This is a genomic window from Ensifer sp. Root1252 (genome assembly GCF_001425885.1).
Taxonomy (GTDB): domain Bacteria; phylum Pseudomonadota; class Alphaproteobacteria; order Rhizobiales; family Rhizobiaceae; genus Ensifer; species Ensifer canadensis.
This window is the reverse complement of sequence record NZ_LMDT01000027.1, coordinates 1-22,720: the sequence shown is the minus strand read 5'-3', so window position 1 is coordinate 22,720 and position 22,720 is coordinate 1. Positions and strand designations below refer to the sequence as shown.

At 62.5% G+C, this 22,720-nt stretch carries 17 protein-coding genes and 1 pseudogene; 12 read left to right on the top strand and 6 right to left on the bottom strand.

The features are described 5' to 3' along the window. Positions 1–88: 88 nt before the first annotated feature. Positions 89–637: a dihydrofolate reductase family protein gene (locus ASD02_RS25355; RefSeq protein ID WP_025424548.1), complete on the bottom strand. Its 549-nt coding sequence runs from the start codon at positions 635–637 to the stop codon at positions 89–91. A gap of 217 nt (positions 638–854) precedes the next feature. Between ASD02_RS25355 and ASD02_RS25350 the strand changes: the two genes are divergently transcribed. Beyond that, positions 855–1,358, top strand: coding sequence for a methyltransferase (locus ASD02_RS25350; RefSeq protein ID WP_158071745.1), 504 nt, complete (start codon positions 855–857; stop codon positions 1,356–1,358). 59 nt (positions 1,359–1,417) lie between these two features. On the opposite strand, the gene ASD02_RS25345 is transcribed toward ASD02_RS25350, so the two are convergent. Next, the gene (locus tag ASD02_RS25345) at positions 1,418–2,146 is read right to left on the bottom strand and encodes a class I SAM-dependent methyltransferase (RefSeq protein ID WP_057221354.1); all 729 of its coding nucleotides are present in this window, start codon (positions 2,144–2,146) and stop codon (positions 1,418–1,420) included. A 339-nt stretch (positions 2,147–2,485) separates the two neighbouring features. Here ASD02_RS25345 and ASD02_RS25340 point away from each other — a divergent pair, with 339 nt between their 5' ends. From ASD02_RS25340 to tsaA, 4 genes are read left to right on the top strand one after another with little or no spacing between them, the layout of a single operon-like run. Continuing rightward, entirely contained in the window at positions 2,486–3,523 is a 1,038-nt protein-coding gene (locus ASD02_RS25340; protein ID WP_025424545.1) for an iron ABC transporter substrate-binding protein, read from the top strand. Continuing rightward, entirely contained in the window at positions 3,520–4,548 is a 1,029-nt protein-coding gene (locus ASD02_RS25335; protein WP_025424544.1) for an iron ABC transporter permease, read from the top strand. The genes ASD02_RS25340 and ASD02_RS25335 overlap by 4 nt, the downstream gene beginning before the upstream one ends. Beyond that, the gene (locus ASD02_RS25330) at positions 4,545–5,321 is read left to right on the top strand and encodes an ABC transporter ATP-binding protein (protein ID WP_057221353.1); all 777 of its coding nucleotides are present in this window, start codon (positions 4,545–4,547) and stop codon (positions 5,319–5,321) included. The genes ASD02_RS25335 and ASD02_RS25330 overlap by 4 nt, the downstream gene beginning before the upstream one ends. 14 nt (positions 5,322–5,335) lie before the next feature. Next, complete coding sequence (gene tsaA / locus ASD02_RS25325) at positions 5,336–5,860, top strand: tRNA (N6-threonylcarbamoyladenosine(37)-N6)-methyltransferase TrmO (protein ID WP_057221352.1); 525 nt, start codon at positions 5,336–5,338, stop codon at positions 5,858–5,860. A 4-nt stretch (positions 5,861–5,864) separates the two neighbouring features. Here the strand turns inward: tsaA and ASD02_RS25320 are convergent. Further along, positions 5,865–6,073: pseudogene (locus ASD02_RS25320) on the bottom strand (molybdopterin-binding protein). A gap of 91 nt (positions 6,074–6,164) precedes the next feature. Beyond that, on the bottom strand, positions 6,165–7,697 hold the full coding sequence (locus ASD02_RS25315; protein WP_025424541.1) for an ABC-F family ATP-binding cassette domain-containing protein: 1,533 nt from the start codon (positions 7,695–7,697) through the stop codon (positions 6,165–6,167). Positions 7,698–8,401: 704 nt separating this feature from the next. Between ASD02_RS25315 and ASD02_RS25310 the strand changes: the two genes are divergently transcribed. The 5 genes from ASD02_RS25310 to ASD02_RS25290 all read left to right on the top strand — a co-directional run bounded on the left by ASD02_RS25310 (position 8,402) and on the right by ASD02_RS25290 (position 15,064). Then, complete coding sequence (locus ASD02_RS25310) at positions 8,402–9,676, top strand: aspartate kinase (RefSeq protein ID WP_025424540.1); 1,275 nt, start codon at positions 8,402–8,404, stop codon at positions 9,674–9,676. Positions 9,677–9,766: 90 nt separating this feature from the next. Beyond that, positions 9,767–12,034, top strand: coding sequence for a phosphoenolpyruvate--protein phosphotransferase (gene ptsP / locus ASD02_RS25305; protein WP_025424539.1), 2,268 nt, complete (start codon positions 9,767–9,769; stop codon positions 12,032–12,034). Positions 12,035–12,105: 71 nt separating this feature from the next. Next, complete coding sequence (prfA, locus tag ASD02_RS25300; RefSeq protein WP_025424538.1) at positions 12,106–13,188, top strand: peptide chain release factor 1; 1,083 nt, start codon at positions 12,106–12,108, stop codon at positions 13,186–13,188. 5 nt (positions 13,189–13,193) lie between these two features. After that, positions 13,194–14,063 carry a peptide chain release factor N(5)-glutamine methyltransferase gene (gene prmC / locus ASD02_RS25295; protein ID WP_057221356.1) on the top strand — a complete coding sequence of 290 codons (870 nt, stop codon included), beginning with the start codon at positions 13,194–13,196 and terminating at the stop codon, positions 14,061–14,063. Positions 14,064–14,395: 332 nt separating this feature from the next. Beyond that, a complete protein-coding gene (locus ASD02_RS25290; protein WP_025424536.1) occupies positions 14,396–15,064 on the top strand; it encodes a DUF4167 domain-containing protein in 669 nt (222 codons plus the stop codon). Between the two features lie 293 nt (positions 15,065–15,357). Here the strand turns inward: ASD02_RS25290 and ASD02_RS25285 are convergent, their stop codons facing one another. Further along, a complete protein-coding gene (locus ASD02_RS25285; protein WP_057210220.1) occupies positions 15,358–15,939 on the bottom strand; it encodes a TetR/AcrR family transcriptional regulator in 582 nt (193 codons plus the stop codon). A 248-nt stretch (positions 15,940–16,187) separates the two neighbouring features. Between ASD02_RS25285 and ASD02_RS25280 the strand changes: the two genes are divergently transcribed. Beyond that, positions 16,188–17,195 (top strand): hypothetical protein, encoded by a 1,008-nt coding sequence (locus ASD02_RS25280; RefSeq protein WP_057221351.1) that lies wholly within the window; start codon positions 16,188–16,190, stop codon positions 17,193–17,195. Between the two features lie 302 nt (positions 17,196–17,497). Further along, positions 17,498–20,104: an ATP-dependent chaperone ClpB gene (gene clpB, locus ASD02_RS25275; RefSeq protein WP_057210218.1), complete on the top strand. Its 2,607-nt coding sequence runs from the start codon at positions 17,498–17,500 to the stop codon at positions 20,102–20,104. Positions 20,105–20,235: 131 nt separating this feature from the next. Here the strand turns inward: clpB and ASD02_RS25270 are convergent, their stop codons facing one another. Then, positions 20,236–22,191, bottom strand: coding sequence for a M23 family metallopeptidase (locus tag ASD02_RS25270; protein WP_025428210.1), 1,956 nt, complete (start codon positions 22,189–22,191; stop codon positions 20,236–20,238). Between the last annotated feature and the right edge of the window lie 529 nt (positions 22,192–22,720).

The following is a 22,720-nucleotide window of genomic DNA, read 5'->3' as shown; positions in this document are numbered from 1 at the left end:
GATGAAGTCGGACGATCGGGCAGGGATGTCAAGAGGCGGACCCTGGCCGCAACAGCGCATCGGGAGCGGCCGCGGGGCGAGCGCCCGATCAGACATCCGGCTGCGGCTGGTAATGCAGGATGACGACGCCGGACTTGAGCGGTCGCGTGTGGGTGAGCTTGAGGGTGGTGCGCGTCGGCAACGATTTGAACAGAGGCACGCCGCCGCCGAGCAGTACCGGATTGATGCCAAGCCGGTATTCGTCGACAAGGCCCTTTTCCACCAGGCCTGCGGCAAAATCGGCGCTGCCGAAAATGAAGATGGTACCACCCCCAAGCGCCTTCAGGTGTTCGACTTCGGCGACCGCGTCGCCGGTAACGAGCGTGGTGTTGTGCCAGTCGGTGCTTTTGAGGGAGCGGGAGAAGACGTATTTCTCGACGCCGTTCATGAAGGTGGCGATATCGCCTTCGGCTTCGGGCCAGTAAGACGCCATCATCTCATAGGTCACCCGGCCGAAGAGCAGCGTATCGGCCTCAAGCTGGGTCTCGCCGATATAGGCTGCGAGTTCGTCCTCGAAGACGAACCAGCTGATGTCATGGCCTGGTGCTTCGAAAAAGCCGTCGACACTGACCATGTCCCACATGATGACCTTGCGCATAGTCGTTCCTCCCATTCTCCCTTGCCGCTATTTGCGGCACGGTTCGTTGATGAGCGGATCATCGCAAAACTGATTTTATATTGCAAGTGGTTTTATTTTGATATCGGAAAGTCCCGGACGACCATCAAGCCGATCATGGTATCGTCCCGCACTCGACGGCGGGCTTGCGTGAGGAGGGGACATGCACGCGGAAGGCAGAATCGGTTGGGCAGTAGAAATGATCGCACCGCAACCATCGGACTGGCTGCTTGAGATCGGCTGCGGTCACGGTGTCGCAGTTACGGGCGTTTGCGAGAAACTGGCCGATGGGCGGATCGTTGCGATCGATCGCTCTGCGAAGATGATCGCGGCGGCGAAACAACGAAACGCCAGCTATGTCGCGGCCGGCAGGGCAGACTTTGAGGCTATTGAGCTGGCGCGAGCGGATTTTGGCGACGCGCGTTTCGATGCTGCTTTCGCCATCCGTGTCTGTGTCTTTGCAAGGGGCGATCCATCGCGCGAACTGGCGGTACTTGCGCAGGTTCTCAAGCCGGACGGGCGGTTGCTGATCTTTGACGACGAGCCGTCGGGCAGTGCCGAAGACATTTCCAGCCGGATCGAAGCCCGCCTTGCCGATAGCCGATGGAGCGTGGCAAACGTCAGGACCCATCGGGTCGACCGCAGCGACGTCGTTTGCGTGATCGCACGACCGGGTCAATCCGAAAACGGTCGCCTCGGATGAAAGTACTGGACGGCATGGGCAAAGCCCGGGTGCGGTTCCGGCCCGGGCTTCTGTCTGCCCTACCGCTGGGCGTCGACGATCAAAATCATCGGCCGTTCCATCTCTTCGGCGAGATCCGGATTGGCGTCGATCTGCGCCGGCGTCGGGCGCCACTCCTCGACGTGACGGATGGCGAAACCGCCGCGCATCAAGGCGTTGAGCGTGGTGCCGATCGTGCGGTGGTACTTGACCACGCCCTTGGCCAGCCAATCCGTCGTGCGCTGGCCCTCGATGGAATAGTGATCGACCGGCCAGCGCTTCTGCCCGTTTTCCCCGACCTGCCAGCCAGGGTTCAGCGAGGCCATGTAGATCGGGTGCTCGATGGTGAACACCAGGTGCGCGCCCGGCACCAGCGCATCGTAGATTGCCTGGACCAGGCGGTCGAAATTCTCGACATAGTGAAACGCGAGCGAGCTGTTGGCGACGTCAAAGGTGCCGGTTTCGAGCGCAAGATGATCGAGATCGGCGATGCCGTATTCGATCGCCGGATCGGGCGTGTCGCGCCGGGCGCGGGCGATCATGTTTTCCGACAGGTCGAGCCCGAGCACGCGGGCCGCACCCTGCTCGCGCGCGAAACGCGAGAACCAGCCGAAGCCGCAGCCGAGATCGACCACGCGCTTGCCCTGCAAATCCGGCAAGGCGGCGCGGATTGCCGGCCATTCGGCGGCGCCGTCGAGGCCATGGACCGATCGTCCGAGCTGGCTGTAGCCTTCGAAAAATTCCGGTTTGTCGTAGATGTTCTGTGCCATTTCATTCTCCATCAAAAATGCCGATGGACGGCGCACCCGTCAAAAGAAGAACCCCGTCCGTTTCCGGCGAGGCTGCAGGTGCGCGAACGCTCTTTCGTTAGCGTGCTTTATCACCCTGCATCCCGCCTATTGGGATGCCGGCCGAACGCGCAACGATATGGACGTCATGTTCGCACATGGGTCCGATATCGCCCGATCGGGCCGCCTAGTCAAGGTTCTCAAGCAATGCAAAGACCTTAGCGCTGGAGACGGGTTATCAATCGAGATATTCCAACGGATATAACGCTGTGCCATAGTCGCGCCGAACCATCGTCCGCACCTCCATCCCGAGGCTTCACCATGATCAGATCTATCGCCGGTGCCTTCGGCGCCCTTCTTACCCTGATGCCGCTTGCGGTTCAGGCGAAACCCTTCACGGATGCGGCCGGTCGCACGGTCGAGCTTCCCGACCATATTGGCAAGGTGCTGGCGGCCGGTCCGCCGGCCTCGGTGCTGGTCTATGCCATCGCGCCGGAGAAGCTGGCCGGCTGGGTGCGCGAGCCGAAGGAAGACGAAAAGCCCTACCTAATGGAGGCCGTACGCGGTTTACCGACCTATGGCCGCCTGACCGGCAAGGGCGGGACGGCGAATATCGAGGCGGTGCTTGCGGCCAAGCCTGACGTCATCATCGATGTCGGCACGGTGGACGCGACCTATGCCTCGCTTGCCGACAAGGTGCAGAGCCAGACCGGCATTCCCTATGTGCTGATCGACGGTTCGTTCGGCAAAAGTGCCGAGACCTTGCGCAGCCTCGGCGCGATGCTCGGAGCCGAAGAGCGTGCCGGCAAACTTGCCGACTATGCCGACGAAACGCTGAAGGAACTCGGCGAGACGATAGCGGCAGTACCGGCCGACGAGCGGCCCAGGGTCTATTACGGACGTGGCCCCGATGGTCTGGAGACGGGCCTGGCAGGCTCGATCAATCTTGAGATCCTCGAAGCCGCAGGTGCAGTCAATGTCGCGGCCGTTGCCGGCAAGAGCAGTCTCACTCAGGTTTCGCCGGAGCAGCTGCTCGCCTGGAACCCGGAGATGATCATCGCCGCGAGCCCGAAGTTCGCCTCAGCGGTCGCGACAGATCCGGCGTGGAGCAGGGTGCAGGCGGTCGAGAAGGGACAGGTGTTCATCGCGCCGTCGATGCCATTCGGCTGGTTCGATTCGCCGCCCGGCATCAACCGCCTGATCGGGGTCCGCTGGCTTGAGGCACTGCTTTATGGCGGCTTCTACGAGGGTGACCTGAAAGCCGAGACGCGGGAATTCTACAAACTCTTCTACCAAGTGGATCTTGATGACGCGCAGCTCACGAGGCTTGTCAAAGGTGCCCTGCCGGAAACGCAATGACAAAGCAGATCGTTCTGAGGCGAGGGTGGGTCGGTGCACGGTCGCTGGTTGCGATCGCAGGCCTCCTGTCGCTTTCCGCCCTGTCGATGACTGTCGGCAAATTCGACGCGGGCCTGTCCGATCTGATCGGTCAAATCTGGGCAATGGTCGGCGGTACCCCCAGTGATGAGACGGTGGCCACGGTCTTCTGGAACATCCGCTTGCCGCGTGTGCTGGCCGGTCTTGCCGTCGGCGCGGCGCTTGCGGCAGCCGGCGCCACCTACCAAGGCCTGTTCCGCAACCCGCTGGTTTCGCCCGATATTCTCGGGGTTTCCGCCGGCGCCAGCTTCGGCGCCGTTGTCGGCATCTTCCTGTCGTTGCCGGTCGGCGTCATCCAGCTGATGAGTTTTGTCGGCGGGCTGATCGCCGTGCTGTCTGTCTATGCGGTTGCAACAGTGATCCGCAACCGGGATCCGGTGCTCGTTCTCGTTCTGGCAGGCATCGCGGTCGGTGCGCACGTGGGTGCCGGCATCTCGCTGATCAAGATCCTTGCCGATCCCTATGATCAGTTGCCGGCGATCACCTATTGGCTGCTCGGCAGCCTAGCCTCGGTGACATCAGGCGACGTCGTCTCCATTCTTCCCGCGCTTGTCGTCGGCATCATCCCGCTCTTTCTCCTGCGCTGGCGCATGAACGTCATGACGCTTGGCGAGGAAGAAGCGCGTGCGCTCGGCATCGACACCGGCCGGCTGCGCGTCGTGCTGGTGCTGGCGGCAACGCTGATCACCTCGGCTTCCGTCTCGGTCACCGGCATCATCGGCTGGATTGGGCTTGTCATCCCGCATGTGGCGCGCCTCCTCGTCGGACCGGATTTCGTCCGGTTGCTGCCGGTGTCGATGGCGCTCGGCGCCGCCTATCTGCTCGTCGCCGATATGCTGGCGCGCAGCATTGCGATGATCGAGGTACCGCTCGGCATCCTGACGGCGACCGTCGGCGCGCCGTTCTTTCTCTGGCTGCTCGCATCAGGGCGAAAGGGCTGGCAATGAGGCTCGAGGTCGACCAGATCGCCTTTGGCTACGGCAGCCGCCTTGTCGGCCAGGACATCAGCTTCACGCTTGATGAAAACGAGGTACTCGTGCTGTTCGGGCCGAATGGCGCCGGCAAGACGACGCTGTTCAAGACGTTGCTCGGGCTCGTTCCGCTGAGGGCAGGCACGATCCGGCTGGATGGCCAGCCGATCGGCTCCTGGTCCGGCCGCGACCGTGCCTCGCGCATCGCTTATGTGCCGCAGGCGCATGCCGCGCTCTTCCCATTCACGGTCGAGGAACTGGTGCTGATGGGCCGTGCGCCGCATGTGGGCCTGTTTGCAACGCCCGGCCGCCATGACCGCGAGGTGGCCGCCGCCACGCTGGAGCGGCTCGGCATCGACCATCTGGCGAACCGTGCCTATACCGAGATCAGCGGCGGTGAGCGCCAGATCGCCCTGATCGCGCGCGCGCTCGCGCAGGAGCCTTCGATCCTGGTGATGGACGAACCGACGGCAAGCCTCGACTACGGTCATCAGATGCGGGTGCTCGATCGGGTGCGGGAGCTTGCCGGCGAAGGCGTTTCGATCGTTCTGTCTACCCACAATCCCGACCACGCGTTTCGGGTGGCTGACCGCGTGGCGTTGGTGTTCCATTCGCGGATCGTCGCGCTTGGAACACCCGATGCGGTGCTGACCGTGACCGCGCTCAAGCAGCTCTACGACATCGATGTGGTGATCGGCACGCTTGCGGGCAGCGACGCCCGCCTCTGCGCACCACGAAACAACGCCTGAGGAAGGAATACGAGATGGTTCGCGAAAACGAAATCCGGGAAAACGAAGTCTCGATCACGCCGTCGGAGGCAACCGATGCAGGGCTGACCTTCATCGGGCGCATTTCGACGCCCTGGGCGTCAAGGCTCGGCTGCCCGCGACAGGGGCGCCATGACGGGCCGATCTGCCGGATCGAGATCTTTTCGCCCTGGGTCGAGGCGCTGAAGGGCATCGAGCGGTTCGAGCGACTGGAGATCCTCTATTGGCTCGATCGATCGCGCCGCGACCTCGTGTTGCAGAGCCCCGCCAACAATGGCGAGACGCATGGCACCTTCGCCTTGCGCTCGCCAGTGCGGCCGAACCCGATCGGCACATCGATCGTGGCGCTCGAGGCGGTCGAAGACAATGTGCTTCTGGTGCGCGGCCTCGATTGCCTCGACGGCACGCCGCTCATCGACCTGAAGCCCGATCGCACGCTGTTCAAGCCGATTGCACCGCCGCAGCCTGGTGATTTTGAAACCGGCGATGCCGGCACGGCCCATTACTGCAAGAAGGCGTGATTGCTCAGTCGATCGCAACCATCACGTCGGAAGCCTTGATGACCCCGTAGGCGTCGCCGCCGACCTTGAGGCCGAGTTCGTCGACGGCTTCGTTGGTGATCGATGCCGTCAGATGGCTCCGCCGCCGAGATCGATGCGCACATGCGCGGTCGTCGCCCCTTTGACGACATCGACGATCTTGCCCTTGAAGCGGTTGCGTGCGCTGATTTTCATGGGTGGCTCCTCCGGTTCGACACGGAGATTAAGGGGGTAAGCACGCCCGTCAAACGGCGACGCGCCACAGCAGTCGCGCGTCGCCTGTCGATCAGGCCACATCGCCTTGTGCGGCCGCGGCGAAGAACGCCTCGGGATCTTCCACTTCGACGAGCCGCCGCTTCTCGATCAACCAGAAACGATTGCCGATGTTGCGCACGAAGCTGCGGTCGTGGGACACCAGCAGGCAGCTGACCTCGTTTTTCATCAACTCGTCTTCCAGCGCTTCCTGGCCCTCGATATCGAGATGGTTCGTCGGCTCGTCGAGCAGGTAGAAGTTGGGCTCGCGCAGGCGGAGCAGCAGCATCGCCAGACGCGCCTTCTGGCCGCCGGAGAGCCGGCCGACCGGTTTGTCCTGCATGTCGATGCCGACACCGGCGCCCGCCAGCAGCGAACGCACCTTCTGATCGCCGAGCGAGAACCGGCGGGAGAGGGCGACAAGCGGCGTTTCCTTGTCCGAAAGACCCGCGAGCGCCTGATCGCTGTAGCCGAGCACCAGGGAAGGCGTGGCTTTCAGCGTTTCGGGTCCGCGCTCCGGCTCCTCGATCGCAGTGCGGATGAGGTTGACCAGCCTTGTCTTGCCGGCGCCGTTTTCGCCGAGCAGGACAATACGGTCGCCCTGGCAGATCCAGCGTTTTCCCGTGCGAAACAGCGGAGTGCCATCGGGCGTTTCCACCTGGATATCATCGAGCGTCACCAGGATTTTTGCGTGGGTGCCGCGATTGGCGAGCCGGATTACACCGGCCGAACGCTCCTGGTGGGCGGGCTTGGCCGCATCCTCCAGCCGGTCGGCGCGCTGACGCAGCTGTTTGGTCTTTATCGTCAGCAGGTCGCTACCGGAGTTGATGCCGATGTTGTTGAGCTTGGCCGCCTGGCGACGCAATTGCTGCGCCACCTTCATGTCGCGCTGGTAGCGCCGCTCTTCCGAGGCGTCGAATTCATCGACGGCCGCACGCGCCTGCGAATAGGGGAGTGTAAAGACGGGCGATTGGTCTGGACGCAGAAACAGCGTGCGGTTGGTGGTAGCGTCGAGAAAGGCGCGGTCGTGGCTGGCGATCAGCACCGGCACGTCGCGCGGAAGCGCGTTCAACCAGGATTCGAGCCGGGCGATCTTGGCAAGGTCGAGATGGTTGGTCGGCTCGTCGAGGAGCAGCGCGTCGGGATCCGTGACCCAGACGCGGGCAAGGAGGGCCAGCCGCTGCCAGCCGCCGCTCAAGTCCGCGACGGCGCGCTCACGAAGGGCTTCGGGCACCTCGAGCGAATCGAGCACGATATCGACGCGCCAGCTTTCGCTGTCCGCCTGCTCGCTCGACAATGCCGAAAGAACCGCCGCATGGAACGACAACGGCAGCAGCTGCGCCGGCACGTTCTGCTCGACATGGCCGATGGTCAGGCCGCGTGAGCGGGTGATCTCGCCAGCCGTCGGCTCGAAGCTGCCGCCGATCGATCGGAGCAGAGTGGACTTGCCGCGCCCGTTGGCGGCGACGATGCCGAGGCGATCGCCGGCCGCGATCGAAAGGTTGAGATTGGAAAACAGCGACGTGCTGAGGGTGACGGCGAGGTTGCGGATATTGATCAAGGCCATGTTCGTTCGTTCTCTGGACTGCGCGAGCGACGGCAAACATCCGCGGGCGGCAATACATCTGCCGGGTTGGGCGGAGTGTCGGACCCGATGCACGATCGTGCAGTGTTCGGGCCGCTTCGGCTCGGTATGGAAAACGGCGCGGGCGTTCAAACCGAAACGGTTTTCAGCCGCACCACACTGGGGCAGACCAGGAGTAAGATTCGCGAGGACGCGAAGCGATTGTACCGGTCAGCCCTGCAAACGCATCTGCAGGGCGTTGACGGGGCCACGCTGGCGGTGGTGCCGGAAAAAAGTCATCACAACGCAGCCCTCCTTTCACAATCGAGTTGCGCGGAGTGTTTACCATCGACGCGAGCAGTTTTCAACGGGGTGACGGCGGCGGAGTGCGATCCAACACGGCTGTCCGCCCTAGATGCAAAGCTGCAACGCTTTTGGTGGGGCCTTCGTTGCGCCAGGCGACGTCGTTCAGCAATATTGTTGCCAGGCGTGCGGTCAGCTCGCTGGAACGGAGGCCTTATTCCTACCTTCTTGCCATTGCGCCTCGCCCCCCGATCCGCTAAGAGACGCCGCGACTTTCCGCTCCCCGAAGCGGTGATTGGCCGATGTCCGAGAAGTCTCCCAAGCTTTTTGATCGTCGGGCGCCGACGGGAGCGCTTTCCTGTCACGCGCGCTCGCGCGCAAACATCGGTACCGGTAGAGGCGAAATGGCACGCATCGTGATGAAATTCGGCGGAACTTCCGTCGCTGATTTGGACCGCATTCACAACGTTGCCCGCCATGTGAAACGTGAAGTCGACGCCGGCCACGAGGTCGCGGTCGTCGTTTCCGCCATGTCCGGCAAGACCAACGAACTGGTCGGCTGGGTACAGAACATGCCCAAGGTCGCCGGCAGCAATGCGCCGTTCTACGACGCGCGCGAATATGACGCCATCGTAGCGTCCGGCGAGCAGGTGACCTCGGGCCTGTTGGCGATCGCGCTGCAGTCGATGGGCATCAATGCGCGCTCCTGGCAGGGCTGGCAGATCCCGATCCGCACCGACAACGCCCATGGCGCCGCCCGCATCCTCGACATCGAGGGCGCCGACATCATCCGCCGCATGGGTGAGGGGCAGGTGGCCGTGGTCGCCGGTTTCCAGGGCCTTGGCCCGGACAACCGCCTGGCGACACTCGGTCGCGGCGGCTCCGACACGTCGGCCGTTGCGATTGCCGCCGCCGTCAAGGCCGACCGTTGCGATATCTATACCGACGTCGATGGCGTCTACACCACCGACCCGCGCATCGAGCCGAAGGCGCGGCGTCTGAAAAAGATCGCGTTCGAGGAAATGCTGGAAATGGCATCGCTCGGCGCCAAGGTGCTGCAGGTGCGCTCCGTCGAGCTCGCCATGGTGCACAAGGTCCGTACCTTCGTGCGCTCGTCTTTCGAGGATCCCGATGCGCCGGGCATGGGTGACCTTCTCAATCCGCCCGGCACGCTGATTTGTGATGAGGAAGAAATCGTGGAACAGGAAGTCGTAACCGGCATTGCCTATGCCAAGGATGAAGCCCAGATTTCGCTGCGCCGTCTTGCCGACCGGCCGGGCGTTTCCGCCGCGATCTTCGGGCCATTGGCCGAAGCCCATATCAATGTCGACATGATCGTCCAGAACATCTCGGAAGATGGTTCGAAGACCGACATGACCTTCACCGTTCCGTCCGGCGATGTCGACAAGGCGCTGAGGGTGCTCGGCGACAACAAGGAAAAGATCGGCTACGACGTGATCCAGTCGGAAGCTGGCCTGGTCAAGGTCTCTGTCATCGGCATCGGCATGCGCAGCCACGCCGGCGTTGCCGCATCGGCATTCCGTGCGCTCGCCGACAAGGGCATCAACATCAAGGCGATCACCACCTCCGAAATCAAGATCTCGATCCTGATCGACGGACCCTATGCCGAATTGGCAGTTCGCACTTTGCATTCCGCCTACGGTCTCGATAAGAGTTAACCCACAGGTGACTGATTTGGGATTCGCGGCCGTTTCGGCTGCGAATTCGTCCGCCGCCGTCGTCTACTCTTTTTCGGGGGACCCCACGCGATGAGAGACCTTTCCGCAGGTCCGCGCGTTCTCCTCAAGCGGTTGCGCGAACTGATGGCGGAACCGCTCGAGCCACAGGAGCGCCTTGACCGGATCGTGCGCCAGATCGCACAGAACATGGTCGCGGAAGTGTGTTCGGTCTATGTGCTGCGTTCCGACGGCGTGCTCGAACTCTACGCGACCGAAGGTCTGAACAAGACCGCCGTCCACCTGGCGCAGTTGAAGATGGGGCAGGGCCTCGTCGGCACGATTGCCGCGTCCGCACGTCCGCTCAACCTGTCCGACGCCCAGGCGCATCCGGCCTTTACCTACCTGCCGGAAACCGGCGAAGAGATCTATCACTCGTTCCTCGGCGTGCCGATCCTGCGCACGGGTCGGGCGCTCGGCGTTCTCGTCGTGCAGAACAAGGCGATGCGCAACTACCGCGAAGACGAGGTCGAGGCGCTGGAAACCACCGCCATGGTTCTCGCCGAGATGGTGGCGACCGGCGAGTTGAAGAAAATCACCAAGCCCGGCCTCGAACTCGATCTGTCCCGGCCGGTCTCGATCGACGGCAACAGCTATGGCGAAGGCATCGGCCTCGGTTATGTCGTGCTGCACGAGCCGAGGATCGTCGTCACCAATCTTCTGAACGAGGATACTGACCAGGAATTGCAGCGGCTTGCCGAGGCTCTGGGGTCATTGCGTATCTCGATCGACGACATGCTATCGCGTCGCGAAGTGTCGATGGAGGGCGAGCACCGAGCGGTGCTTGAGACCTATCGCATGTTTGCCCATGACCGCGGCTGGGTGCGGAAGCTGGAAGAGGCGATCCGCAACGGCCTGACGGCGGAAGCTGCCGTCGAACGGGTGCAGAGCGAGACCAAGGCGCGGATGATCCGGCTGACCGATCCCTATTTGCGCGAGCGCATGCATGATTTCGACGATCTCGCCAACCGGCTGCTGCGCCAGCTTTCGGGCTATGGCGCCAAGCTTTCGGCGAGCGACTTCCCGACCGATGCGGTGATCGTTGCCCGGGCCATGGGTGCCGCCGAACTTCTCGACTATCCGCGCGAAAACGTCCGCGGCCTGGTCCTTGAGGAAGGGGCCGTCACCAGCCACGTGGTCATCGTCGCCCGCGCCATGGGCATTCCGGTCGTCGGACAGGCGGCGGGTGCTGTCGCGCTTGCGGAAAACCGCGATGCCGTCATCATCGATGGCGACGATGCCAAGGTGCATCTGCGGCCGTTGGCCGACCTGCAGCGCGCCTACGAGGAAAAGGTACGGTTCCGCGCCCGCCGGCAGGCTCAGTTCCGCGCGCTCAAGGATGTCGAACCGCTGACCAAGGACGGCAAGCGCATCACCTTGCAGATGAACGCTGGCCTTTTGGTCGACCTGCCGCATCTGAACGAAGCGGGTGCCGAGGGCATCGGCCTTTTCCGCACCGAACTGCAGTTCATGATCGCCTCGACGATGCCGAAGGCGGAAGAGCAGGAAGCCTTCTACCGCAGCGTTCTGAAGCAGACCGGCGGCAAGCCGGTGACTTTCCGCACGCTCGATATTGGCGGCGACAAGGTGGTTCCCTATTTCCGCGCGGCGGAAGAGGAAAATCCGGCACTCGGATGGCGGGCGATCCGCCTTTCGCTGGATCGGCCCGGCCTGCTGCGCACTCAGCTGCGCGCCATGCTGCGTGCGGCTGCCGGTCTCGAGCTGAAATTGATGCTGCCGATGGTGACCGAGGTCTCGGAGCTGAAGGAAGCGCGCGAGCTTTTGCAAAAGGAAATCGAGCGTCAGTCGAAGCTCGGCGAACAGCTGCCGCGCAAGCTGCAGTTCGGCGCCATGCTGGAAGTGCCGGCGCTGCTGTGGCAGCTGGACGAACTGATGAGCGAGGTGGACTTCGTCTCGGTCGGCTCGAACGATCTGTTCCAGTTCGCCATGGCAGTCGATCGCGGCAACGCCCGCGTTTCCGATCGCTTCGACGTGCTTGGCCGGCCCTTCCTCAGGATCCTGCGCGATATCGTGCGCGGCGGCGAGCGACATCAGACGCCGGTGACGCTGTGCGGTGAGATGGCGAGCAAGCCACTGTCCGCCATGGCGCTGCTCGGTCTCGGCTACCGCTCGGTGTCGATGTCGCCGACGGCGGTCGGTCCGATCAAGGCGATGCTCCTGGCCCTCGATGCCGACAAGCTCGGCGAGGTACTGAACGCGGCGCTCGACGACACCCGCGACCCGACGCCTGTTCGCCAGATCCTCATCGACTTCGCCGCGGCAAACGGCATCCCGGTTTAGATAGATTTGAAGCGCTTTTGTCCTCGTCCGGGCTATGATCCGGGCGAGGCGTAGCGCATTTGGAGTGACACTTGGCAAAGCTTCCCATTGAGAAAATGCGCGAACTGGAACGGCGGTTCGGCGAGATCGAGGCCCGCATGTCGGCGGGGCCAGCGGCCGACGTCTATGTGAAGCTGGCGTCGGAATATTCCGAACTGCAGCCGGTGGTGACCAAGATCCGCGCCTATGAGAAGGCGACGGCCGAGCTTGCCGATATCAATGCCATGTTGGCCGACAGGACGACTGACAAGGACATGCGCGACCTGGCCGAGATGGAAAAGCCTGAGGTCGTCGAGGCAATCGAGCAGCTGGAGCAGGAAATCCAGATCCTGCTCTTGCCGAAGGATGCAGCCGACGAAAAGAGCGCTATCCTCGAAATCCGCGCCGGAACCGGCGGTTCGGAGGCAGCGCTGTTTGCCGGCGATCTTTTCCGGATGTACGAGCGTTACGCTGCGGCCAAGGGCTGGCGCGTCGAAGTGCTTTCGGCGAGCGAGGGTGAAGCCGGCGGATTCAAGGAAATCATCGCCACCGTCTCCGGCCGCGGCGTGTTTGCGCGGCTGAAGTTCGAGTCGGGTGTGCACCGCGTTCAGCGCGTGCCGGATACCGAGGCGAGCGGACGCATCCACACCTCGGCGGCAACCGTCGCCGTACTGCCGGAAGCCGAGGAAATCGACATCGAGGTTCGGCCCGAGGACATCCGCATCGACACCATGCGCTCGTCAGGTGCTGGCGGACAGCACGTCAACACGACGGACTCCGCCGTGCGCATCACCCACCTTCCGACCGGCCTCGTCGTCACAAGTTCGGAAAAGTCGCAGCACCAGAACCGCGCCAAGGCGATGCAGGTGCTGCGTTCGCGGCTCTATGACATGGAACGCCAGCGCGCCGACAGCGAGCGTTCGGCCGATCGCAAGAGCCAGGTCGGCTCCGGCGACCGCTCTGAGCGCATTCGCACCTACAATTTTCCGCAGGGGCGCATTACGGATCACCGCATCAACCTGACGCTCTATAAGCTCGACCGGATGATGATGGGCGAAATCGACGAAGTGGTCGATGCGCTGCTGGCCGATTACCAGGCGAGCCAGTTGGCTCTTCTGGGCGAGCAGCGGGGCTGATGGCGATGACGGCCACGCTCGCGCGCCTCGTGGTGGAAAGCCGGGATCGCCTGACGGCCGCCGGCATCGAACACGCTGCGCTCGACGCGCGTCATCTGGTTTCGGGCGTGCTCGGGCTTTCGTTGACCGATGTCGTGACGCGCGGCAGGGACCTGGTCACGGAGGCCGACGTTGCCAGGGTGAGGGCTGCCGTCGAGCGGCGGAGCGCGCGCGAACCCGTCTACCGCATTCTCGGCGAGCGGGAGTTCTTTGGCCTGCCGCTCAAGCTGTCGCGTGAAACGCTGGAGCCGAGGCCGGATACGGAAACGCTCGTCGATCGCATGATCCCGTATCTGCGCCGCACCGTTGCAACGAAGGGCAGCTGCCGGCTCGTCGATCTCGGCACGGGCACCGGGGCGATCTGCCTGGCGTTGCTTGCCACGGTTCTTGAAGCGCGCGGAACGGCTACCGATATATCTGAGGACGCGTTGGCGACGGCGAGCGCAAATGCCGAGGCGCTTGGCCTTTCGGGTCGTTTCGAGGCTGTGCGCAGCAACTGGTTCGACAAGGTGGAGGGTAGCTTCGACGCCATCGTCTCAAATCCGCCTTATATACCGTCCAATGTCGTCGCAGAGCTTGAGCCGGAGGTGCGATTGCACGATCCTGCCGCAGCGCTCGATGGCGGAGACGACGGCCTTGATGCCTATCGTGCCATCGCCCTTCAGGCCGGTCATCATCTTGAGACAAACGGCGTGATAGGCTTGGAAATCGGTTTCGATCAGAAAGAGGCGGTTGCGGCATTGTTTAGTGCCGAGAACTTCCGTTTGCGCGAAGAAGCCAAGGATTTGGGCGGCAACGACCGGGTTCTGATCTTTGAGCGTAGCTTCGACCGTTGAAAAAATGCTGCACTGGCGCATCTTCTTTCTTGCTGACGCAAAGAAAGGGCTTGGAATCCCAGAGGAAGCGGGCTAGTTTGCCCGCGCACTGGGCAGATGGTCATGGACCTAAGATTCGTTCCGGTATGACCTGGCCACGGGGATTGCTCTCAAGAAAGAGTTGCTAGGGTTCAACAGTGCCTTGTGCAGGTACCTGTTAATTTGACGCCAGTCGGCGCCGAAGCCGCCAATGTGCGGGCTCACCGGCGCACGCTCTGTCGGGCGCGGACAGATCCGGCCGGAAGACGAAACCACATGATCATCATTATCAAGAGAATTCGGGTGAATGTACTATGAGGCCAGGACAGCAAAACAAGCGCGGCCGCGGGCGGAATAACAACAATAACAACAACAATAACAACAGTGGAAATAACAACAATCATAACCGCAAGGGATCAAATCCCCTGACGCGGACCTATGATAGTTCTGGTCCGGACGTGAAGATTCGCGGTACCGCGCAGCATATCGCCGAGAAATACTCGGCACTTGCTCGTGATGCGCAGAGCTCCGGCGACCGTGTCATCGCTGAAAACTACCTTCAGCATGCCGAGCATTACAACCGCATCATTGCAGCCGCACAGGCGCAGATGCAGGATCGCTTCCAGCGCGAAGAACGCCAGGATTTCCGCGGGCAGGACGCCAACGACCAGGATCAGGATCAGGATCAGGACGATCTGGATCAGGGCTACGCCGACGAAGCGCCGGTCCACGTTGTAGCCGCTCCCGCTCCTGTCGTTATCGAGCAGCAGCCGGTGATCGACGGTTCGGGCCCGCAGCCCGTCATCGAAGGCACGCCGGCCGAAGTGGCTATGGAAGAAGAAACGCCAGCGGCTTCCGGCCGTGCGGCCTCGCGTCGCCGCAGCGCGCCGCGCCCGCGCCGTCCGCGCCGCACTGCAGCCGATGAAGGCGAAGCGTCAGGCGACGCGCCTCCGGAAGCGCCGGCACTGGCTGAGTCCGAGTAAGTCTTCCTACAGCGCCGCGCGTCTTATTGGATGCGCAAAGGTCGCTGTAGCACTTTGAATGGCTGCATGTTTTGATCGTTAAATCGAATAGGATTTAAGGAAACATGCAGTTGGGCGGCGTATGCGGCGCGGCAGAAGCGAACATCAAAAGCCCGGTCCGCTCTGCGGCCGGGTTTTTTGTTGCCGGAATTTTGCTCGGAAGACTGCGGACGCTGAAGCGCACCATAATCGCTAGGGCTGGCGATCGTCCCGTGCCGCACGCTCCATTGATCGCCGGCTTCTGGCGTTGTCCATCAGCCGACAGCTTTGACAATCAAGGCTGCGAGATTGGTGGCCGCATCGTCCTCGGTCGTTCGCCCCCGGACGAACTCCCGGGCAATCGCCTCCGCAGCACCGGCAATGCCCGCGCAACGCAGGCGCAGATCATCTTCGGTGAGGGTGGAGAAAGGTGCGATGGCTGCGCCGATGAGCGCGACATAGTCATCGGCGAGTTCCTGCTGCACGCGGTCCATCTCGGCATTGCCACGCAGGGCGCCTGACATCGCCTGCCATTCCGAACCGCTTTCGACGGCACATCCGATGTAGACGGCGCTGATGATGCCGGCGACGGATGCAAGATCGGCCGGGGCGTCCAGCAGCGCTTTCTTCAGCTTATCGGTATGGCGCTCCTCGATCTCGCGCGAAAGCGCGATCAGCAGCCCCTCGCGGGTTCCGAAGTGCTCATAGGCGATCGGCTTGCTGACGCCGGCGCGCTCGGCCAGGTGGCCGAGGGTGAGGGCGTCCGCGCCGCATTCCCGCAAAATTTCCTTGGAGGTTTCGATGAGCTGGGCACGCCGTTCGGGCTTGGCTAGTTTCCTGATCGCCGTTTTCTCCATCGGCTGCTCTCCTCGGGTCGTCCACACTGCCGCATGTTTCCTTAAATCCTATTCGATTTAAGGATAAAAACATGCAGCAGTTCAAAGTGCTACAGCGACCTTTGCGCGTCTAATAAGACGCGCGGCGCTCTAGGCGATAAAATATCCCAATCCCTTGACGGGGCGCGTTTGCTACTTATCTACCGATGGTAACTTACTAATCGTAGGTTGGCAAAATGCCACCTTCTTTCCGTCTAGGAGATATGAACATGTCGAGCAAGTTCTCACCCGTGCTGATCATCGGCGGCTCGGGCGTCGTCGGGTCGCAGGCGGCGAAGGCGATCCGCAGGCTGCATCCCGATCTGCCGCTGGCAATCGGCGGTCGTGATCTTTCCCGGGCGCAGGCCGTCGCGAGCGAGGTCGGTGGAGCGACCGGTGTGCGTGTTGATCTCGACCGCGCCGATCTCGGTCTTAACGACAAGGACGCCTTCAGCGCCGTGGTGATCTTCGTCAAGGACGAAAGGCTGACCTCAATGCGATATGCGCAGGGCAGGGGAATACCGTATATCAGCCTCTCCAGCGGAACGTTCGAGATCGGGCCCGAGGTTGCCCAGTATATCCATGCACCGGACAAGGCGCCGATCCTGCTCGCCAGCCATTGGCTTGCCGGGGCTGCGATCTTCCCGGTGCTCGAAGCGCTTTCGTCCTACGAGACAGTTGACGCGATCCGTATCGGCGTCCTGCTCGATGAGGAGGACATGGGCGGGCCAGCGGCACTTGCCGATTACAACCGCATCACCGGCAACGCGCCGGCATCGCTGACGGTCAAGGACGGCAAGCTGCATTGGGCGAGCGGGCAGGAAGCAAGCGCGCGCTACAAAAGTGTCGATGGTGTCGAGCTTGATGCTGCCGCCTATTCGCCCTTCGACGTCATGGCGCTGGCCACACGTACCGGCGCCAGGGAGATCCGGCTGGATCTTGCCTACAGCGTCTCTGCCAGTCGGCGGCGCGGCGAGCCATTTTCGACGGAGATCACGCTCGAGATCGAGGGGCAGTCGAAAGACGGAGAGTGGGTCTCGCGCCGGCATGAGATCGTGCATCCGCAGGGCCAGGCCCCGCTGACAGCGCTCGGCGTCGCGCTTGCGGTCGAGCGCATGCTCGGTCTGTCCGGGGGCGAAGCGCCAAAGGCCGGTCTCTACCTGCCGGAAGTTTTGATCGAGCCCGCTTACTACGTCTCCCGCATGAAGGAGTTCGGCACGTCGTTTGCCGATCGCTGATCTCAGGGCCGCAGCCGCAGCGCGTTCGCCCGACGCGGCACGGCAATGCCCTGCATCCAAAAGCCGACGGCCGCGCATCGTAAAGACGCGTGGCCGTTTTCGTCCTTCGCAAGATTTCCTAATTGCGACATGCAATCAGCCCTTTAATTTCGAAATTCGCTGCCCCATATTCGCTTCGGACGTGTTGATCCCGCGCAAGGTGTGGATCGACGCCCGATGACAGGTTCGCCGAATGCGGGAACCTGATCCTGAAACACCAGCGGGTGCCGCGTGACGGGCCTGGTGGGCTATGGAGGTAAAGTATGAATATCGAGAAATATTCCGAACGCGTGCGCGGTTTCCTGCAATCGGCGCAGACCTATGCGCTGGCGCAGGGACATCAGCAGTTCACGCCCGAGCATGTGCTGAAAGTGCTGCTCGACGACGACCAGGGCATGGCCGCTTCGCTGATCGAGCGGGCTGGCGGCGACGCGCGCGAAGCGCGCGCCGGCAATGATGCTGCACTCGCCAAACTGCCGAAGGTTTCCGGCGGCAACGGTTCCGTCTATCTGTCGCAGCCGCTCGCTCGCGTCTTTTCGAGTGCGGAAGAAGCGGCCAAGAAAGCCGGCGACAGCTTCGTCACCGTTGAACGCCTGCTGGTGGCCTTGGCGATCGAAAGCTCTGCTGCCACGGCCGACGTCCTGAAGAAGGCCGGCGTGACGCCGACCAAGCTCAACCAAGTCATCAACGATATTCGCAAGGGCCGCACCGCCGACAGTTCCAATGCCGAGCAGGGGTTCGACAGCCTGAAGAAATATGCCCGTGACCTGACGGCCGATGCGCGCGAAGGCAAGCTCGACCCGGTGATCGGCCGTGACGACGAAATCCGTCGCACGATTCAGGTGCTGTCACGCCGGACCAAGAACAATCCGGTCCTGATCGGTGAGCCCGGCGTCGGCAAGACGGCGATTGCCGAGGGCCTCGCCCTGCGCATCGTCAATGGCGACGTCCCGGAGAGCCTGAAGGACAAGCGGCTGATGGCGCTCGACATGGGCGCGTTGATCGCAGGCGCGAAGTTCCGCGGCGAGTTCGAAGAGCGGCTGAAGGCCGTGCTCAACGAAGTGCAGGCGGAAAACGGCGAGATCATCCTGTTCATCGACGAAATGCACACGCTGGTCGGTGCCGGCAAGGCGGAAGGGGCGATGGATGCCTCCAACTTGCTGAAGCCTGCGCTTGCGCGCGGCGAGCTGCATTGCGTCGGCGCGACCACGCTCGACGAATACCGCAAGCACGTCGAGAAGGACGCAGCCCTTGCCCGCCGCTTCCAGCCAGTGATGGTCGAGGAGCCGACAGTCGAGGACACGATCTCGATCCTGCGTGGCCTGAAGGAAAAATACGAGCAGCACCACAAGGTGCGGATTTCCGATTCCGCGCTGGTTGCCGCCGCTACGCTGTCCAACCGCTACATCACCGACCGGTATCTGCCGGACAAGGCGATCGACCTGATGGACGAGGCGGCCTCGCGTCTGCGCATGCAGGTGGATTCCAAGCCTGAAGAGCTCGACGAACTCGATCGCCGCATCATGCAGCTGAAGATCGAGCGCGAAGCGCTGAAGAAGGAAACCGACACCTCGTCGAAGGACCGGCTGGAAAAGCTCGAGCTCGATCTGGTCTCGCTCGAAGAGCAGGCATCGGCGCTGACGGCCCGTTGGCAGGCGGAAAAGCAGAAGCTTGGCCGCGCCGCCGACCTTAAGAAGCAGCTCGATGAAGCCCGTAACGAACTGGCGATCGTCCAGCGCAAGGGTGAGTTCCAGCGCGCCGGAGAGCTGACCTATGGCGTCATCCCCAAGCTCGAGAAAGAGCTTTCCGACGCCGAAAGCCAGGAGAACGCCAACGCCAATCCGATGGTGCAGGAGGTCGTCACCCCCGACAACATCGCCCATGTGGTTTCGCGTTGGACCGGTATCCCGGTTGACAAGATGCTGGAAGGCGAACGCGACAAGCTGCTGCGGATGGAAGACGAACTGGCGAAATGGGTCGTCGGCCAGGGCGATGCCGTCCAGGCGGTATCGCGTGCCGTTCGCCGTGCCCGTGCCGGCCTGCAGGATCCGAACCGGCCGATCGGCTCGTTCATCTTCCTCGGCCCGACCGGGGTGGGCAAGACCGAGCTGACCAAGGCGCTCGCCCGGTTTCTGTTCGACGACGAGAGCGCGCTGCTGCGTGTCGACATGTCGGAATACATGGAGAAGCACTCCGTTGCCCGGCTGATCGGCGCACCTCCCGGCTATGTCGGTTACGAGGAAGGCGGAGCGCTGACCGAATCCGTCCGCCGCCGGCCCTATCAGGTCGTGCTGTTCGACGAAATTGAGAAGGCGCATCCGGATGTCTTCAACGTGCTGCTGCAGGTGCTCGACGACGGCCGCCTGACCGATGGTCAGGGTCGCACCGTCGACTTCCGCAACACGATGATCATCATGACCTCGAACCTGGGTGCGGAATATCTGACCGGCCTTGGCGAAGACGAGGACAGCGATGTCGTTCGCGACCAGGTGATGGACGTCGTCAAGTCGGCCTTCCGGCCGGAGTTCCTGAACCGCGTCGACGAGATCATCCTGTTCCACAGGCTGCGTCGCTCGGAAATGGGCGCGATCGTCGATATCCAGCTCGCACGGCTGCTCAAGCTGCTTGCCGAGCGCAAGATCACGCTGGAACTGGAAGATGACGCCCGGACGTTCCTGGCCGAAAAGGGCTACGATCCCGCCTATGGCGCTCGGCCCCTGAAGCGGACGATCCAGAGGTATCTTCAGGATCCGCTGGCCGAGAAGATCCTTCAGGGCGAGTTCCCGGATGGATCCACTATCAAGGTTCTTGCCGGCTCCGACCGCCTGAACTTCAAGCGTGGCGCCGGCTCGGAAAGAGAAGCCGCCTAAACCGCAGAAACTTGAAAAGGCCGCCCTTCGGGGCGGCCTTTTTCGTTCATGCCTAGGAACTCTGTTGCTGTGGGGATCGCGGTGACCGCCTCTCGAAGCGTTAGCCGTCGACGAAGGGGGGATCTCACTGGCTACTTGCTGGCCACTTCGCTGCCGTTGCCGTCCTTGTTCAGCAACTCGTCGATGCGGTCGCGTTCCTTCTCGAACTTCGCAAGCGCGTCACCACCCAGTGATTTGCCGCCCGGCAGGCGGATGCGCAGCGGATCGACCTTGTTGCCGTTGACGATCAGCTCGTAGTGCAGATGCGGACCGGTCGAAAGACCTGTCGTGCCGACCCAGCCGATCACCTGGCCCTGAACCACTTTCGCCCCGGCCTTGACGGTCTTGGCGATCGCGCTCTGGTGATTGTAGGAGGAGACGTAACCGTTGGCGTGGCGGATCAGCGTTTGGTTGCCGTATCCGCCGGAATCCCAGCCAGCCTTCTCCACCGTGCCGTTGCCGGCGGCGATGATCGGCGTGCCGCGGGGGGCCGCCCAATCGACGCCGGTGTGCATACGCGAGAAGCCGAGGATCGGGTGGCGGCGCATGCCGAAGCCGGAGCGGAAGTGGCCGTTCGGCACGGGGTTGCGCAGCAGGAACTGGCGGATGCTCTTGCCTTCGCCGTTGAAGTAGTCGATCGAATTGTCGTCCGGATCCTGGAAACGGTAGAAGGTCGTCTCGGCATCGCCGAACTTCGCCTTGACGTAAAGCAGTTCGGAATCCGCCGTCGCCAAGCCGCGATCGTCGGTGACCGAGAAGAAGGCTTCGAGCGAATCCGTCGGCTTCAGCTGCGCCTGGAAGTCGACATTGCTGGCGAGCAGCTTGACGACGAGCCCGACCATGTCGGCGTTCATGCCGTAGGAGAGCGCGGCGCGATAGATACCGTCATAGACGCGCGGCAAATCGTGGGTGCTGGTGATCGTCGGCGTGCCGTTGTCGTCGAAGGCGGTCGCGACCGCGTCGAGCTTGGGCGGTTCGGCGCCGGGAACGAAGCGGCCGTTGTCGTCGACGGCCATCGTCAGCACATGGCGGTTGCGCGAATAGATGGTGGCGCGGACGATGCGGGCTTCTTCGCCCTTCTGGATGATGCCGATGCGCAGGACGTCGCCGTCGTTGAGTTCCTTGGCGCCGAGCGCTTCGCCGATATAGCCGGCAGCATCTTCGGCCTGCGCCTTGGCGTAGCCGGCATTGACCATGGCGGTCGCGATGTCGGTCTTGCGGCGCACCGGAATGATGTCGTCGGCATACTCAGTGCTTTGTTCGTTGATGCTCTCGTAAGCCGCATCGCTCTTGTTTTGCTCGACGATGCGTGCGGTCAGGCCCTGGAGAAGATCGAGACCGTCGCTATCGGAGGCGAAACGCTGCGGGTCAACATAGAAGAGCGAAGCGACCTGGGTGCTGCCCTCGGTCAGGACCGAACCGTTGGTGCGAACATTCTCCTCGACCTCGTCGAGAGACATCGAGTTGTCGAAGGTCAGGCTGGAGCCTTTGATCGGAAAATCGACCGTTTTCAGCGCCACTTCGGAATCGACGTTGGAGCCGTAGAGCGTGCCGGTACGCGCGACCTGCGGTTCGGCATCGGCGTCGTCGGTGGAGAAGATCGCCAGCGGATCGAAGTCCGGATAGCTGTCGGAAACCTGGTGGTTGGCGGCAAGCGCCATCTTGACGTGAACGAAGGGCTGTTTGCGCACCACTTCCTTCTCGCCGTCATGGATCATCGTCGAGACTTCCATGACGGTCTTGTCAGCCGGCTTGGCAACGATGTTGGGCGAAAGGATGCGGCTGCCGCGCTTGGCATTGACTGGGGCGTTGCCGCCGTTCGATGCGTCGAGTGCTGCGTAGGCTTCGGCCGGGATTGCCAGCTGCTGGCGACCGTCAAGCGCTGCAAAAAGCGCGACGCCCATAAGAAGGCTGGAGGTGATGCCGGTCAGGAAGGTGCCGGAAAGCCAGCGCAACGAAATCTCGCGTCTGTCCGGTGCGCGCCGGCCGTCCGCAAGGATCGGCGGTTGGTCGCCGAGCGACCGGACCATTTTCTTGTCGGTGATCATTCCGAGCTGGGGGCCCCTGATTTGTCTTGCCGTATTCTTGCAGGCGATACGTTGCGCGAAGATGTGCATCTTTCGCACACGGGAGTCAAATCCATGAGGGGAGGACAGGTGAGGGGTGCACACCCTATAATATGTGCATCCGCGTTCCCCAGGCGCCCCGCGTGACGCACCGATAATTTCGCTTAGATCGGTGGATTGTGAAGAAGTAAGGGCCAAAATGTGTCTCCACAGGCCGTTCGGAGGCGTCCGAAAGTTTTTTCGGAGTGAAAAGCCCGCATTTCCGGGCTTTGTCAGAAAACTGTCATTTATTTTGAAATTGCCTGTTGACGTGTTCGGTGAGTGGGGTCTATAAGCCCGATCACTGACGAGGGCGGCGGCGCTGCTGGCGACGATGTCCTTCGTTTTAAGGTTTCCTTGATTGGCGGATGCTGATTGGTCGGGACGCGAGTTTCGGCGGGAAGTCCTTCGTTTTAAGGTTTCCTTGATTGGCGGATGCTGATTGGTCGGGACGCGAGTTTCGGCGGGAAGT